General features: G+C 41.3%; 12 protein-coding genes and 2 tRNA genes. 7 read left to right on the plus strand and 7 right to left on the minus strand.

The genetic code is table 11. The features are described from left to right. The first annotated feature begins 27 nt into the window (after positions 1 to 27). Positions 28 to 537, plus strand: coding sequence for a 5-(carboxyamino)imidazole ribonucleotide mutase (gene purE / locus C1A09_RS00840; protein ID WP_101541861.1), 510 nt, complete (start codon positions 28 to 30; stop codon positions 535 to 537). 2 nt (positions 538 to 539) lie between these two features. Then, a complete protein-coding gene (locus C1A09_RS00845; RefSeq protein WP_101541862.1) occupies positions 540 to 2,399 on the plus strand; it encodes a 4-hydroxy-3-methylbut-2-en-1-yl diphosphate synthase in 1,860 nt (619 codons plus the stop codon). 115 nt (positions 2,400 to 2,514) lie between these two features. Here the strand turns inward: C1A09_RS00845 and C1A09_RS00850 are convergent, their stop codons facing one another. Together C1A09_RS00850 and C1A09_RS00855 are read right to left on the minus strand one after the other, a co-directional pair. After that, on the minus strand, positions 2,515 to 4,185 hold the full coding sequence (locus C1A09_RS00850; RefSeq protein ID WP_101541863.1) for a S41 family peptidase: 1,671 nt from the start codon (positions 4,183 to 4,185) through the stop codon (positions 2,515 to 2,517). A gap of 5 nt (positions 4,186 to 4,190) precedes the next feature. Then, positions 4,191 to 5,174, minus strand: a complete 984-nt coding sequence (locus C1A09_RS00855) for an adenosine kinase (RefSeq protein WP_101541864.1) — start codon at positions 5,172 to 5,174, stop codon at positions 4,191 to 4,193. 81 nt (positions 5,175 to 5,255) lie between these two features. On the opposite strand from C1A09_RS00855, the gene C1A09_RS00860 reads away from it, so the two are divergent. Together C1A09_RS00860 and C1A09_RS00865 are read left to right on the plus strand one after the other, a co-directional pair. Continuing rightward, positions 5,256 to 5,329 (plus strand) — tRNA-Asn (locus tag C1A09_RS00860). Positions 5,330 to 5,351: 22 nt separating this feature from the next. Further along, positions 5,352 to 5,425, plus strand: a tRNA-Asn gene (locus tag C1A09_RS00865). A gap of 77 nt (positions 5,426 to 5,502) precedes the next feature. Here the strand turns inward: C1A09_RS00865 and C1A09_RS00870 are convergent. From C1A09_RS00870 to C1A09_RS00890, 5 genes are all read right to left on the minus strand, one after another. Beyond that, complete coding sequence (locus C1A09_RS00870) at positions 5,503 to 6,207, minus strand: ComF family protein (protein WP_101541865.1); 705 nt, start codon at positions 6,205 to 6,207, stop codon at positions 5,503 to 5,505. A 15-nt stretch (positions 6,208 to 6,222) separates the two neighbouring features. Continuing rightward, positions 6,223 to 7,026 (minus strand): inositol monophosphatase family protein, encoded by an 804-nt coding sequence (locus tag C1A09_RS00875; protein ID WP_101541866.1) that lies wholly within the window; start codon positions 7,024 to 7,026, stop codon positions 6,223 to 6,225. Positions 7,027 to 7,040: 14 nt separating this feature from the next. Further along, the gene (locus C1A09_RS00880; RefSeq protein ID WP_180949155.1) at positions 7,041 to 7,493 is read right to left on the minus strand and encodes a hypothetical protein; all 453 of its coding nucleotides are present in this window, start codon (positions 7,491 to 7,493) and stop codon (positions 7,041 to 7,043) included. Between the two features lie 92 nt (positions 7,494 to 7,585). Next, positions 7,586 to 8,080, minus strand: coding sequence for a 3'-5' exonuclease (locus tag C1A09_RS00885; RefSeq protein WP_101541868.1), 495 nt, complete (start codon positions 8,078 to 8,080; stop codon positions 7,586 to 7,588). After that, a complete protein-coding gene (locus tag C1A09_RS00890; protein WP_233519838.1) occupies positions 8,080 to 8,289 on the minus strand; it encodes a hypothetical protein in 210 nt (69 codons plus the stop codon). The genes C1A09_RS00885 and C1A09_RS00890 overlap by 1 nt, the downstream gene beginning before the upstream one ends. An 845-nt stretch (positions 8,290 to 9,134) precedes the next feature. On the opposite strand from C1A09_RS00890, the gene C1A09_RS00895 reads away from it, so the two are divergent. The 3 genes from C1A09_RS00895 to C1A09_RS00905 all read left to right on the plus strand — a co-directional run bounded on the left by C1A09_RS00895 (position 9,135) and on the right by C1A09_RS00905 (position 16,064). After that, positions 9,135 to 10,355 (plus strand): DUF2264 domain-containing protein, encoded by a 1,221-nt coding sequence (locus tag C1A09_RS00895; RefSeq protein ID WP_101541869.1) that lies wholly within the window; start codon positions 9,135 to 9,137, stop codon positions 10,353 to 10,355. A 514-nt stretch (positions 10,356 to 10,869) separates the two neighbouring features. Continuing rightward, positions 10,870 to 14,097, plus strand: coding sequence for a SusC/RagA family TonB-linked outer membrane protein (locus C1A09_RS00900; RefSeq protein WP_101541870.1), 3,228 nt, complete (start codon positions 10,870 to 10,872; stop codon positions 14,095 to 14,097). A gap of 14 nt (positions 14,098 to 14,111) precedes the next feature. Beyond that, positions 14,112 to 16,064 carry a RagB/SusD family nutrient uptake outer membrane protein gene (locus C1A09_RS00905; protein ID WP_101541871.1) on the plus strand — a complete coding sequence of 651 codons (1,953 nt, stop codon included), beginning with the start codon at positions 14,112 to 14,114 and terminating at the stop codon, positions 16,062 to 16,064. Positions 16,065 to 16,086 lie beyond the last annotated feature (22 nt).

Consider the following 16,086-nt stretch of genomic DNA (forward strand, 5'->3'; position numbering starts at 1 on the left):
AACACTAATCTTTAAACACTAAACAATATGTCTCCGATCGTTAGTATCATCATGGGTAGCACTTCAGACCTTCCTGTCATGGAAAAGGCTGCACAACTGCTTAATGACTTACATGTACCGTTCGAAATGAACGCTCTCTCCGCACACCGCACCCCGGAAGCTGTGGAAGAATTTGCCAAAGGCGCACGCCAACGCGGTATCAAAGTGATTATCGCTGCCGCCGGAATGGCTGCCGCATTGCCCGGCGTAATCGCCGCCAATACAACGTTACCGGTTATCGGTGTGCCCATAAAAGGTTCCGTACTCGACGGTGTAGATGCACTTTATTCTATCATTCAGATGCCTCCGGGCATTCCTGTAGCTACCGTAGCTATCAACGGCGCGATGAATGCCGCCATCCTTGCCATACAAATGTTGGCTTTGAGTAATGCCGAACTGGCAGAAGCTTTTGCAGCCTACAAGGAAGGCTTGAAAAAGAAAATTGTTAAAGCTAACGAGGATTTGAAAGAAGTAAAGTACGAGTATAAAGTTAATTGATAATGGACATATTCAACTATTCCCGACGTGAAACATCGGAAGTAAATATTGGAGCCACCCCTATGGGCGGCTCCAATCCTATCCGCATACAAAGTATGACTAATACTTTTACGCAGGATACAGATGCCTGTGTGGCACAGGTCAAACGCATTGTTGATGCGGGAGGAGAATATGTGCGCCTCACCACTCAGGGTATAAAGGAAGCCGAGAACCTGAAGAATATCAATGCCGCCCTGCGCCAAGACGGTTATATGGCACCATTGGTTGCCGATGTACACTTCAACCCGAAAGTGGCAGATGTGGCGGCACACTATGCAGAAAAAGTACGTATCAATCCGGGAAACTACGTGGATGCGGCACGTACTTTCAAACATCTGGAGTACTCTGATGAAGAATACGCACAAGAATTACAGAAAATTCGTGACCGTTTCATTCCATTCCTGAACATCTGTAAGGAAAACCATACCGCCATCCGTATCGGTGTTAATCACGGTTCGCTGTCCGATCGTATCATGTCGCGCTATGGCGATACCCCGGAAGGAATGGTAGAATCGTGTATGGAGTTTCTTCGTATCTGTGTTGCGGAAAACTTTACTGATGTCGTTATCTCCATCAAAGCATCCAATACGGTAGTGATGGTGAAAACCGTACGCTTGCTGGCTGATATTATGGAGAAAGAGGGTATGCATTTTCCACTGCACCTTGGCGTAACGGAAGCCGGTGACGGTGAAGACGGACGTATCAAATCAGCCTTGGGTATCGGCGCCCTGCTAGCCGACGGACTGGGTGACACCATCCGTGTTTCTTTGAGTGAGGCGCCGGAGGCTGAAATACCCGTTGCCCGTAAATTGGTCGATTACATCGCTCAACGCCATGATCATCCCTATCTTCCGGGAGCAGTGGCACCAGAATTCAATTACTTATCACCTACCCGCAGGAAGACGGTGGCTGTACACAATATCGGTAGAGAACATTTACCTGTAGTCATTGCCGCACGGCTAGACGGAACAATGGAATTTGATCCGCAATTCATGCCGGACTATGTATATGTGGGACATCAACTAACGGAACAGCCCATTGAAGATATGCAATATATCGTGGATGCAAACATTTGGGAAGGTAAAGTCAATACTTGGCCTGCATTCAGCAGTGAGCAACTGCCATTTATCAGTGGCTGCAATGCTTCGTTGAAATTCCTGTTCATTACTTATATGGGCTTGAATGACGAAGCTATCGCCTGCCTGAAGTTTCATCCTGAAGTAGTACTGATTTCCCAAAGTAACCATCCCAACCGGCTGGGTGAACAACGTGCTTTGGTACATCAGTTGATGAACGAGGGATTAAAAAATCCGGTTATCTTCTTCCAGCACTATACCGAAAATGAAGCGGAGAACCTACAAATCAAGGCTGCTGCCGATATGGGGGCTCTTATCTTCGACGGGGTTTGCGATGGCATTTTCTTGTTCAATCAAGGAAGTAAAAAAGGTGATAAGATGATAAGTGATAAAGTTGTGGACGCCACTGCTTTCGGAATTCTGCAAGCCGGACGTATCCGTACCAGCAAGACAGAATATATTTCTTGCCCCGGTTGCGGACGTACACTTTACGATTTAGAAAGCACCATTGCACGCATCAAAGCGGCAACAAGCCATTTGAAGGGATTGAAAATCGGTATTATGGGTTGTATCGTCAATGGTCCCGGCGAGATGGCCGATGCAGACTATGGATATGTAGGTGCCGGACGTGGTAAAATCAGCCTTTATAAGAAAAAAGAATGTATTGAAAAAAATATTCCCGAAGATGAAGCTGTAGAAAAACTGATTGAACTGATAAAAGCAAACGGAGACTATACTGAAAAATGAGGAATAAAAGAATATTGAGAATTAAAAGGCTGTTATAAGATTGGGCACGGATTTCGCGGATTAAGAGCTGCACTATAGATCTGTGAAATCCGCGTAACCCGTGCCTAAATCCTATTTATTTAGTTTCCGATACGCTCAACATCTTTTTATACCTCGTCAAATCACCCAGAACTTTCACCGCCTCCTTTAAATCATCATCATCCTTCAACTGCTGAATGATGCTGCCGCGTTGATAATAATAACGTTTAATGATTTCTATGGCAATCATTTCTTTAATGTCTTTAGAGAAATGATCGAGGTCACGATCCAGATTATGGGAAAGTTTCTTCTCCAAAGCTTTGAATTCATCGGAAGCATCCGTCAAATAGCCTTCAAATTCGGCCATTTCCTTCAGACTCTTCAACATCTTCTCAGTCTGCTGGTCATATTTGAAATCGGCTTTCTTTACCATCGCTTTGAAATCGGCATAGTCGGCATCCGTAACTTTGAAATCCTGAGGAACAGGAATTGCAGGATGCTTCAGACAATATTCGGTAGCATAATTGAATATCAAATTATCATTTACCAGATAGAATAGGATATTCGGTAATTTATCCTGTTTCACTACGATGTCCGGGGTTACCCCACCACCGTCGCGCACTTCACGTCCAGCTGCGGTATGGAATACAGTCGTCAGGCTATCAGGAATACGCCCTACACTGCCATCCTCGTTTCGATGCTTATAGTCAATGGCCTGCACACAACGTCCACTCGGGATATAATATTTGGAAGTAGTAAGCTTCATCGTACCCCCGTATGGCAATGGGCGGGTAGTCTGAACTAACCCCTTTCCAAATGTACGGTTACCGATTATTACAGCCCGATCAAGATCTTGTAAAGAACCTGCAAGGATTTCTGATGAAGAAGCCGTACCACTGTTCACTAATACGACCAATGGGATTTCAAGATCCAACGGTTCACGCAAAGTTTTATAGGTATTACTAGCCTGCTTGATTTTTCCCTTTGTCGTTACCAACGTTTTACCACGGGGTAAAAAGAAATTAGCAATCTCTACAGCCTCATCCAGCAAACCACCGCCATTGTTACGCAAATCAATTACCAATGAAGTTATACCACGCTTCTTCAAGTCGAGAAAAGCCTGTTTAAACTCTTTGGAAGGATTACCGGAGAACGTACTCAGGTTGATGTAACCTATATTATTATCCAACATATCATAATAAGGGATAAGAGGCAGTTGAACGGAACGGCGCACAATATCGAACATTAAGGGATTTTCTACCCCGGGACGTTGCACTTTAAGTTTGAAACCTGTACCAGCCTGTCCACGCAACATTTCAGCCACATTAGTATTTCCAGTAAGGTCTTTTCCATCAATCTCCAGCAGGACATCACCGGCTTTCAATCCAGCTTTAGCCGCAGGCATACCTTCATACGGTTCAGCTATAACTGTATGTTTCAGCTTAGGATCGTAACGAATGATGGAACCGATGCCACCATATGAGTTCTTCAACATTTGTTCCAGTTCGGTCTGGTCATCCTCCGGATAATATTCGGTATAAGGATCAAGCGAATAAAGCATAGCATCGATTCCCCCCCTGATAGTTTTATTAGGATCGATTGTATCCACATAGAACATATCCAACTCCTTCACAATAGAGTTGAATATATCCAAATTCTTTGCAATCTGGAAACTGCGGTTATCACCACTCTTAAATCCCCAAAAGAAGGTAACTCCTATCAATAACAGAAAAGCAGCTATCCAACGTATTTTTAAATAACGTTTCATATATCTTAGTTTATCATTATTATCTCTTCCTTAATCTTATCCCATTTAGCAGGAGAAAGCTCCGCCCCAATCGTCTGGATAACTTCACCCGAAAGAATGGAACCAATCTTTCCGCATTTCTCCAAAGAATATCCGCACGTTAGGCCATAGAGAAAACCCGCAGCGAAATAATCACCAGCTCCCGTGGTGTCTACCACCTTTTTCACCGGAACAGCCTTCACATGTACTTCTTCAGTACCCTTACGTACTAAAGACCCATCGGCTCCCACCTTTACAATAGCAATACTACACATTTTGGCTATAACGTCTAATGCTTCTTCCGGTTCCTTACCCGTAAATGCCTTTGCCTCCTCCTCATTAGCAAAAACAATATCCACATATTTATTTACCAATAACGAAAAAAAGTCATAGTCTTCGGCAACAATATTGTAACTTGCCATATCCAGGCAAACTTGCAGTCCTGCTTCCTTTGCTAACTCAATAGCCCGGAGAATCATATCATGGTCTTGTACCAAATATCCTTCAATAAACAAGTAAGCGTAACCTTTAAACATTTCCAGCGACAACTCCTCTGCCTTCAACGTAGAGGCTGCTCCCAGATAAGTACCAAAAGTACGTTCTCCATCCGGAGAAATAAAAGTAGAAGCCACACCTGAAGGAAGAGTACCGGAAAGGAGTAAAATTGCTTCCGTTTCACGCTTTAACAGACTATCCCGATAAAAGTTTCCGTAAGCATCATCACCTACCTTACCGATAAATCCGGTTGCCGCTCCAAGCTGTGCCATTGCGCGAATTGCATTCCCGGCAGACCCTCCGATAGCTAAATGCGTCTTCACCCCGCTAAGACACTCATTGATTTTCAACAGTTTATCTTCATCAATTAGAGTCATACTCCCCTTCGGTAACCTCATTTCCGCTAATATTTCATCATTCTCAAGGGTTGCCAGCACGTCAACTAAGGCGTTACCCAATCCTATTATTTTGTCCATTCTTGATATTTTTTTTGCAAAGATATTGCATATTTCAAAATATCCTATTACTTTTGCAGCGCATTTGAGAAAAAACAACATTCTTCCTTAGCTCAGTCGGTTAGAGCATCTGACTGTTAATCAGAGGGTCCTTGGTTCAAGTCCAAGAGGAAGAGCAAAAGAAACTTGAATGCATATTCTTCCTTAGCTCAGTCGGTTAGAGCATCTGACTGTTAATCAGAGGGTCCTTGGTTCAAGTCCAAGAGGAAGAGCAAAAAGGTTCATCATAATGATGAACCTTTTTTATTTTCAATCTTCTCTTATTTAAATTGTTACCGTTTCTGAAAGATCAGGCATCGGCTACCGCAAGGGTCAATATACTGATTTGGATACCGTTTATCCCCTGGAAAGTATCAGCACAGGCGGTTATGGTAGCTCCCGTAGTCAAAACATCATCCACAATAAGAATATGCCTACCCGTAAAACGATCGGGATAACGAAGCCAGAAAATACCATTTACATTCTCCCATCGTTCATAAGCCGATTTGCGAGTTTGCGTCTCCGTATGTCTTTTACGCGTTACGGAAGATGTATCTACAAGAATACCCGTCACAGAAGAGATTCCCCGGGCAATATATTCACTCTGATTATATCCACGCATCCGCTGTTTGCGTGGATGTAAAGGAACAGGCAGAATAACATCTATCCCGCAGAAAAAATCCGTAAGCGCTAATTCAGTTGCCATGAAACGCCCCATTACCTCGCCAATATCTTTTCTCCCACCATACTTTAACTGATGCAGAATACGGCGAAAATCACTCCCTTTGTGATAGAAAAAATAAGAAGTGGCACGTCCCAGAGGAATTTTCCCCCAGAACATACGTTCCACAGGATTATCTGCCACATGATGATAGTTTGTACGTGGCATATCCATATTACATCGTACACAAATAGCCTCTTCACCCTCTTGCAAAGGAGAGCCGCATACAACACAGTGACGTGGGAATAAGAGTTGAAGAAAAGACAAAAACCAAGTTTTAAATGCGTTTTCCATAACAAAGAATACAATTTACATATCCAATGGAGGTACCTCTTTGATAAGATTTAAAAATATCGGATGCAACAGTCCGTTGGTTGCCACAATATGATGACCGTCCATAAAATAGTCGTTACCATAAAAATCCGTAACTTTTCCTCCTGCCTCCAATACGATAAGCGCCGCAGCCGAATAGTCCCATTTACCCAGAAATGCTTCCAGCCAGCCGTCAAAACGCCCCGCTGCTATATAACAGATAGCCAATGCTGCCGAACCTGTCATACGTATACCTGCAACCTTACCGTATAGTTCGTGTATCAAATGTTCTCCGGTACGGGCATATTGTCCGGAATTATAAGGAAGTTCCGTCACTACAAAAGCTTCTTCTATACGCTGTATTGACGACACCCGCATCCGTTCCCCATTCATATAAGCACCTCCGCCCTGCCAAGCATAAAAACATTCGTCACGACAAGGGTCATAAACCACACCCAGCAACAATTCCTTTTCAGTTCTCAGGGCAATACTGACACAATAGGGTGCATTATCATGAATATAATTCGTTGTTCCATCCAACGGGTCTACCACCCAACAATAAGGTTCGTCGCGATAAACTGCCGAACCTTCTTCCACAATAAATCCGGCCTCGGGTAGTAGTGCCTTAAGCGCCGCAACAACCTTTCTTTCAGATTCTTTATCCACATAAGAAACATAATCATGTGCATGTTTCTCCTCCACTGCCTCCCGGCGGAAACCTTTCCGCTCCTGTTTCAGGAAGTATCCCGTCTCGCGGGCAATGCAACAAACCGTTTCAGTCAAAACTTTGAAATCTTCCATATATCCGGCTCTATTTATTCAACTTGTTTATAAATAACTCTACCCCGCCGGCTGACAGTCCATTCACCATTCTCCTGATGAACATTCTTTGTATCGTCATCTTCTACATTCCAAGCATATCCACCGGAAGGAAGACCACGACGATCCAGAATTTCATTTGGAACACTTTCTTCCGAGAAGAACAACTCCACTTGTGTAGAGTCTGGACTGAATACCAGGAATAACGTCCTCTGCGCATCGGCCACCGAAGTCATACGAATACCTTTTTCCCACAAACGAATACAGTCTCTCTGTACTTCACACCAAGTATATCCGGCAGAAGTAATACATCCGTGTTCGTCTTTATCATTTCCAACTACAGCTGTTTTCTCCGCCGCATCTTCAGCTTCCACCTTTTTCTCACGGCTACCGCCACAACTCACCAACAAAAAACAAACACACATTAAATAAAAAGATCTCTTTTTCATACTTATAGTTTAGTTGAATTACTAATTACTCACAAAAGTAAAAAGAAATAATCAATAAGTTCATTTTAGGTCTTATAATCAAGGATAACTTTTTATTGAAAAACCCGTCTTGCTATCCAAGCACATGCTTCGGCATCAGCCAGCGCATGATGGTGTCGCTCCAGTTGATATCCACAGTAAGCCGCCACTGTATGTAGCTGATAATTGGGCAATCCTTTAATGACACGCCGTGAAGCCAGCAAAGTACAGCAAAAGTCATAATCAGGATAATCCATACTATAAGTCCTGAAAACTGCTTTTAGACAACTCTCATCAAAAGCCTTGTTATGAGCTACAAGGGTCAATCCCTCAATCCGGGGAGCAATCTCCTTCCATACAGTAGGAAAAATAGGAGAACGGGCGGTATCCGCCAGAGTCAATCCATGCACACGAGTATTCCAATAGGTATAGTATTCCGGTTCAGGACGAATAAGACTGTAATAACTGTCTACGATCTCACCACTCCGTACTATAATTACCCCGACGCTACATACACTGGTACGCTGTTCGTTGGCTGTTTCAAAATCAATAGCAGCAAAAGTATCCATCAGGAAATATTAGGTTTGAGATATACCACTGTCTTTCTACTGCCATATTTGCGTATCAATCCTTCCGAAAGATAACGGTTCAAATCGGCCACAGCTTGATACTTCGTCTGTCCGGTCATTGTCTCATAATCTGTCCGGGTGATACATCCGTTGATATTAAGTATCGGAGTTGCAAATAATAATTCGTTAGACAGATGTTGTTTTTCCACTACACAGCTATATTTATTTTGTTAGATAATTGTTTAACAAAAGAATAATAATTTATTTGCAGTCAAAGGTACTAATAAATACCAAGGAATTGAATAAATCAAGTAATTCTTTCCAAAAGTCGCTAAACTACTTATCTGTTCTTATTTTTTTCTCTCTTCTCCCAATTTAACACATCTAAAATCAAAAACAACAGTTAACAGAATAAATGGTGCATAGCTTTAAATCTCAATCATAGCAAGGATATTGGTTCACTTAATAATAATTACTATTCTAATCACCATTACAATTTTTCTATTTCCCTATCCGTAATTGAAGCACCTGTCCATTTCGTGGCGTTGTAAAGATAGTAATGGATGGATTAATGATGCGCTTTGTACCTACGTCAGTATAGGAACTATCGTAAAGTTAGACGATTTCGGGACTATTCGTCCGGGACGAAATTGCAAATGCCAAGGAAGTAACTTCCGAAAATATTTAGCGGCAGAAAATCACCCTTACCCCGGGAAAACGATTGACAACAATGATTAAGGATGTAGGAATCACACGTATCTCAACCAATGGAAACGAAATAAGTTCAGGAAACGAAAATAACAGCGGAAGCAGTAACGATCCGAGAGAAGACCAAAATGAAAATCCCTTAGGATAATAGTTTCATTGAAGTAATATAAACTGTGATTAAAAGTATGCCAGAGCAGAATGATAATGAAAAATCTGTTTTGACATACCTTCAGAATATTCCCAAATTTGTTATATCTTTACCGCAAATTACACAACCATTACAATTAAACAATTACCGTTTATTTTTTGACTAACATAATTACCAATAACACACAACTATATTATTATGAAGAAAGTATTTCTATTTTTATTATTTGCAGGATTGCTATCGGCTGTTTATGCCAAGAACAATAATCAAACAGCGAGTGGAACAGAGGAACGCGAATTATGGGTGAATACACTCATAAAAATTGCAGATCCGGTATTATCAAACTTAGCAGACGGAACACTAAAAGCAAAGATGCCGTTAGAAGGCCTGAACAATAAGCGCCTATGGTCGGCACATCTGGAAGCAGTCGGAAGAACATTCTGTGGAATAGCCCCCTGGCTTGAACTAGGAGTCGATGATAGCCAAGAAGGACAACTCCGCAAAAAGTACATCAAACTGGCATTGAAAGGATTAGCAAATGCCGTAGACCCTTCTTCTCCTGATTATCTTGACTTTGGAACACCCTCTCAACCTTTGGTCGACGCAGCATTCCTGGCACAAGGACTTCTACGTGCCCCTAAGCAAGTATGGGGACAACTGGATGAGAAAACCCAAAGAAGAATGATTACCGAACTCAAACGTAGTAGGGATATCAAACCTTTTCAGAACAACTGGTTACTCTTCGCTTCTATGGTCGAAGCCGCTTTACTGGAATTCACAGGAGAATGTGATATAGAACGTCTGACTCAAGGCGTTTTTGCTTTCAGAGACGAGTGGTACAAAGGAGATGCCATATATGGTGACGGTCCACAATACCACGCCGACTATTATAACAGCTTCGTAATTCACCCCATGCTTACAGACGTTGTGTTGATTATGGATAAACACCAGCTTGAAGTTTCGGATTTCCTGCCTGTACAGGAGAAACGTTTTACCCGTTATGCCGAACAATTGGAACGCATAATTTCGCCCGAAGGAGCTTATCCGGTTGTCGGTAGATCTATCGTATACCGTGTCGGTGCATTTCATGCTTTGTCTCAAGCTGCATTATTACACAAACTACCTTCTACTGTAAAACCAGCTCAGGTACGTTGTGCACTATCTGCTGTCATCGAACGACAATTTGCAGCCCCCCGGACTTTTGATGATAAAGGCTGGCTGCGTATCGGTTTTGCAGGTAGTCAAATAAATATGTCCGAAGGATATATCAATACCGGCAGTTCTTACCTTTGTCTGTCAGGTTTTGTAGCTTTAGGACTACCTGCCAACGATGAATTCTGGAGTAATTCTTTTACTCCATGGACCGGATTGAAAGCTTGGAATGGAGAAGATGTCAAAGCGGATCATGCACTCAAATAGTATCTTACTTTTTAAAAATCTCGTTATTTCAATATTATAATCTGAAAATATAACTTTTTTTCCCTAAAAAAAGCACCAATACCCTCCTGTTACATTTATCTGGTGACAGGAGGGTATTTCATAAAAATGATAACTATAAAGCTTTAATACTGCACTTTACATTTTTAAAACAAATAAACATTATTTACTTTATTTAACCCTCCATAATTTAATACTTTTTAATTTTCTTTTAATAATTATTTGTTTTATATTAATAATTGTATATTTTTGCATCCAATTCAATAGTCGAATTCATTTCTGAATAAAATAATACACCTCCAGCCTTCACGACATTGTGACAATCTGCAGGGACTTTAAGAGTGAATTAAAACTATGTTAAACCTTAAAATTTATGATGCACAGTATGAAAACATGACCTTTTTATGGAGAGAGCAGGCATTCCACGATCTCAAAATCTTAAATCAAATCAAACAGGTAAGAATATCCTGTTATTACTAACACTAATTAAACACAAATGTATAAGAAAAACATCAAAAATGGGGTAAAACTATCCCATAGGGAATATTTTTTATATATGACGATATTCGGTGCTTTATGCTTGACACCTTCCTTGTCACGAGCAACCAATAACAGTATATATAATAAATACGAAAACGCTACTGTTTCTTCTACTCAACAAGCAACAGTAAAAGTCACAGGTAAAGTATTGGATACCAACGGTGAGCCATTACCAGGCGCTACTATTCAAGTAATAGGCACTCCACGAGGAGTGACTACAGATACAGACGGTAGCTTCAGCATTGAATGTAAAAAAACAGACAAACTAGAAATCTCATACTTGGGAATGCAATCACAAACTATTTCTGTAGACAAAAAGACTAATTTCGTAATCACTCTCGAAGATCAGGCAGACCAACTGGAAGAGGTAACAGTCGTTGCTTTTGCCAAACAGAAAAAAGAATCAGTATTAGGATCTGTATCTACCATTAAACCGGCAGAACTAAAAACTACCAGCAGTAATCTTACCACTGGATTTGCCGGTAAATTAGCGGGAGTCATCGCTTACCAACGAAGTGGTGAACCGGGTCAGGATAATGCAGAATTCTTTGTTCGTGGTATCACAACTTTTGGTGATGGTAGTGCCAATCCATTGATCTTGATTGACAATGTAGAACTTGAGTCTTCCGACCTCTCCCGATTAAATCCGGACGATATCGCCAGTTTCTCCGTATTGAAGGATGCTACAGCCACAGCCCTTTATGGTGCACGCGGTGCCAATGGTGTAATCTTAGTAACAACCAAGGAAGGGCAGGAGGGTAGAGCCAAATTATCTTTCCGTATTGAAAACTCCTTCTCTGGTTCTGCCAAAGATGTGGATATTGCTGATCCGCTTACTTTCATGAAGTTGCACAATGAGGCAGTACGCACCAGAGACCCATTTGCCCAATTACCTTATTTGGAAAGTGCGATTGCTGCACGCGAAGAAGGGAAGAACCCATATGTTTATCCGATGGTAAATTGGCAAGATATGTTATTCAAGAGGTCTACAACCAATCAACGTGCTAACTTAAACATCAGTGGTGGTGGTAATGTGGCTCGTTATTATATTGCGCTTACCTATGCAAAAGACAATGGTATCATGCGACAGAATAAGAATAACAAATTCAACAATAACATCAACAATAACAAATATGGGGTACGTACTAACGTAAATATTAAATTAACCAAGAAGACAGACTTGGCAGTGCGTGTCAGCGGTACATTTGACTCTTATCAAGGTCCTTTGAAAGGTGGTTCTGACATGTATAACCAAACACTGAACGCTAACCCGGTATTATTTCCCGCTACATTCCTCCCGGACAATCAGCCCAGCCATATTCATGCAAAGCACGTGCTCTTTGGTAACTATGGCGAAGGTGGTGAATACCTAAACCCATACGCCGAAATGTGTCGTGGATACAAGGAATCAGAAAACACATCAATCATAGCCCAATTAGAATTAAAACAAAACCTTGATTTCATTACAAAAGGTTTAAGAGCCCGTTTAATGGGAAACGCCACTCGTAAGGCTTCTTACGACGCCAGCCGTTCATACAACCCGTTTTGGTATTCTATAGGTACATATGACAAGTTTACAGATCAATACATTTTATCTGATCTAAATCCTGATAAGGGTACAGATTATTTGTCATTCGATCCGGGAAGTAAAAACGTGGAAAGTTCTATTTATATGGAAGCTTCCCTTTCTTACGATCGTAAATTCAAAGAACGCCATAACATTAGTTCCATGTTAGTATATACGGTACGTGAAGAAAAGAATGCCAATGCCGGTTCATTAATCAAATCACTACCTAAACGTAACATGGGATTAGCAGGTCGTTTCACTTATGATTACGACAGCCGTTATCTAGCCGAATTCAATTTCGGTTATAATGGTTCAGAGCGTTTTGACAAGAGCCACCGTTGGGGTTTCTTCCCCTCAGGTGGTTTAGGATGGGTTGTCTCCAATGAAAACTTTTGGCAAAACGGTGGCATCTCCAAAGTTGTGAACAAACTGAAGTTGAAAGGTTCTTATGGTTTGGTAGGTAATGACAACATCGGTAAGGACCGATTTTTCTATCTGTCCCAGGTAAGTATGAGCGGTAGCGGTATCAATTTCGGAACCAGTTTCAATAACGGTTACAGTGGCGTTAAAATCGAACGTTATGCCAATCCCTCCATCGGATGGGAAGTTTCACACAAACTAAATGTAGGTTTTGAAACTACACTATTTAACGACTTAGAAGTAAATGCGGAATATTTCAAGGAACGCAGAACCAACATTTTACAAGAACGTGCCGATATTCCCAGTATCGCCGGCTTCAAAACCATCCCGTATGCCAATATCGGTGAGGCCCAAGGAGAAGGTATGGAATTTTCCATAGACTATAACCATTCTTTCAATAAGAATCTTTGGTTGACAGTAAGAGGTAATTTTACTTATGCCACCAGTAAATATACCAAATATGAAGAACCTGCCTACGAAGATACTCCATGGTTAAGAAAAACCGGTCGGAAGTTAAGTCAACAAGAAGGCTACATTGCCGAACGTCTATTCATTGATGAAGAAGATGTGAAAAACTCTCCAAAACAAACATTCGGCGGACAACCTGTCATGGCAGGTGATATCAAATATAAAGATATCAATAATGATGGTTTAATTGATTCCCGCGATAAAGTAGCTATCGGTGCCCCGAAAACACCGGAAATAATCTATGGCTTCGGTTTCTCACTTGGCTATAGAGACTTTGATTTCAACTGTTTTTTCCAAGGTTCAGGTCAGTCCTCCTTCTTCATTAGCCCAAGTGATATTTCTCCGTTCAAATCGGTAACAACTGATGGTAAAAAAGGCAACAAAGCCTTATTACAGTTCATAGCAGACAATCATTGGAGCGAAACGAATCCAAACCCCTATGCAGAATGGCCTCGTCTGTCTGCCGTAGACATCGATAATAATAATCAGTCCAGCACCTGGTGGTTGCGCGATGGTACATTCCTACGTTTAAAATCAGCAGAAATAGGTTATACCCTACCTCAAAAATATACTAAGAAAGCATATATGCAAAATTTCCGTGTATACGTGAGTGGTACTAACTTACTTTGTTTTTCCAATTTCAAACTTTGGGACACCGAAATGGGAGGTAGTGGATTAAAATACCCCTTACAACGCGTGTTCAACCTTGGTCTTCAAGTTACATTCTAAAAACTGTATTACATATGAAAAAAATAATACTTTCTATATCATTGTTTATATCTTTGTTACTGGGAGGTACCTCTTGCAGTGACTATTTAGACATCGTGCCTGAAGGTACCCCAGGAATAGACAATGCATTCAGCAATCGAATTAATTCTTTCAAATACTTGCATGGTTGTTACAGCTATCTTCCTCAATGGGGTAATGCAGGCTATTCTTTAGGTTTTCTAGCAGGTGATGAACATTGGCTAATTCCCAAAGGAACAGGTATGATTGAAAGCCGTGTAAAACAGTATTGCTGGGACATAGGACGTGGTTCTCAAAACATAAACAAACCGTTAATGGATTATTGGAATGGTGCAGAAGGAGGTAACAATTTGTGGCAAGGCATACGTGATTGTAACATTTTTTTGGAAAACATACACAAACCGATGGATGTAGATGATTATGAACGCGACCGTTGGATTTCGGAAGTAAAATTCCTAAAAGCTTATTACCATTTCTTCTTGTTCCAATTATATGGTCCTATTCCCATCATGGAAAAAAATGTACCGGTAGATGCCACTACCGAAGATGTACGTCTATATCGTGAACCGGTAGATCAGGTAGTACAGTATATTTCCGATTTGCTGGACGAATCGCTTGAAAACCTGCCTGACTATATTATGGTTCCCGCCGAAGAAATGGGACGCATTACACGCCCCATTGCCAAGGCCGTAAAAGCACAATTATGGTTACTTGCCGCCAGTCCGCTATTTAATGGTAATACTGCATACAAGGATGTGACAGACAACCGTGGAGTAAAAATCTTTGCAACAGAATACGATCCAACTAAGTGGGAAAAGGCTGCTGTTGCCGCAAAAGATGCCATTGAAACAGCAACTTCCAAAGAACTCGGTGCAAATGCTGCAGAACTTTACTATTTCACTGAAAGTATCCGTGGTATTTCAGATGCTACGATTCAACAACTCACCATTGGTGGTTCTGTAACTGAAGATGACTGGGCAAACAATCGTGAAATTATTTGGGGGAGTGTACAGGAAAACGTAAACGACCTGCAAACTTTATCTATAGCATTAAGTAATAAAGGTGCTTATTATACAGCCCGTGCACTGTTGTCCCCTACCATGAGTGTGGTAGAAAATTTCTACTCCTCCAATGGTGTGCCTATCTCGGAAGATAATAGTGCTTTTTGGCAAGAAATGTATCCCCGGCGTTATGAGTATACCCAAACTCCAGCAGACGGAAACAATATCTATTATTTCACACAAAACGAAACAACCGGCATCATTAATCTTAACCGTGAGCCTCGCTACTATGCGTCCTTGTTCTTCGATCGTTGTACTCGATATGCCTCCGGATACAAGGATGACACACAAGCAGAATTGGCTCACTATAAGATGAGACGTAAAGAAAGTGGCGGTTTATTAGACTCCGAAGACCACTCCATTACAGGATACCTGAACAAAAAAGTATGTAGCTATAAGTCTAGCTTGACAAGTAGCGCATGGAGTCCTAAACGTTACCCATTTCCTATCATCCGCTTGGCAGATCTGTATCTAATGTACGCTGAAGCTTTGAACGAGACTATGGAGACTCCTAACGAAGAAGTATTTAAATATATTGATTTAGTTCGTGAACGTGCTGGACTAGAAGGGGTAAAAGAGTCTTGGACTAAATATTCCACCCATCCCAATAAGCCAAATACTCGTGACGGAATGCGTGAAATTATCCGTACTGAACGTCTGAACGAATTGGCAGGTGAAGGAAAACGTTTCTGGGATCTACGTCGTTGGAAAATAGAACTTCCCCAACAAGTAATGGGTTGGAATATAAACGGCGAAAATGCAGAACAATACTATAGACAAGTCGTTGTCTTCAACCGGCCTAGATATACTTATAAAGATTTCTTATGGCCAATTAAGTTACAAGATATTCAACGCAATCCGAATTTGGTTCAAAACCCCGGTTGGTAATCCTTTTTTGCTATTCATAAAC

Origin of the sequence: Bacteroides cutis, from assembly GCF_900241005.1 — a bacterium.
In the GTDB taxonomy this organism is placed as follows: Bacteria; Bacteroidota; Bacteroidia; order Bacteroidales; family Bacteroidaceae; genus Bacteroides; species Bacteroides cutis.

Bases quoted from the DNA above. Each gene is read 5' to 3' on its own strand.
- C1A09_RS00875 (WP_101541866.1), bottom strand. From the start codon at position 7,026: ATGGAAGATTTCAAAGTTTTGACTGAAACGGTTTGTTGCATTGCCCGC.
- C1A09_RS00905 (WP_101541871.1), top strand. From the start codon at position 14,112: ATGAAAAAAATAATACTTTCTATATCATTGTTTATATCTTTGTTACTG.
- C1A09_RS00855 (WP_101541864.1), bottom strand. From the start codon at position 5,174: ATGGACAAAATAATAGGATTGGGTAACGCCTTAGTTGACGTGCTGGCA.
- C1A09_RS00885 (WP_101541868.1), bottom strand. From the start codon at position 8,080: ATGGATACTTTTGCTGCTATTGATTTTGAAACAGCCAACGAACAGCGT.
- C1A09_RS00895 (WP_101541869.1), top strand. From the start codon at position 9,135: ATGAAGAAAGTATTTCTATTTTTATTATTTGCAGGATTGCTATCGGCT.
- C1A09_RS00850 (WP_101541863.1), bottom strand. From the start codon at position 4,185: ATGAAACGTTATTTAAAAATACGTTGGATAGCTGCTTTTCTGTTATTG.
- C1A09_RS00900 (WP_101541870.1), top strand. From the start codon at position 10,870: ATGTATAAGAAAAACATCAAAAATGGGGTAAAACTATCCCATAGGGAA.
- purE (WP_101541861.1), top strand. From the start codon at position 28: ATGTCTCCGATCGTTAGTATCATCATGGGTAGCACTTCAGACCTTCCT.
- C1A09_RS00880 (WP_180949155.1), bottom strand. From the start codon at position 7,493: ATGAAAAAGAGATCTTTTTATTTAATGTGTGTTTGTTTTTTGTTGGTG.
- C1A09_RS00870 (WP_101541865.1), bottom strand. From the start codon at position 6,207: ATGGAAAACGCATTTAAAACTTGGTTTTTGTCTTTTCTTCAACTCTTA.
- C1A09_RS00845 (WP_101541862.1), top strand. From the start codon at position 540: ATGGACATATTCAACTATTCCCGACGTGAAACATCGGAAGTAAATATT.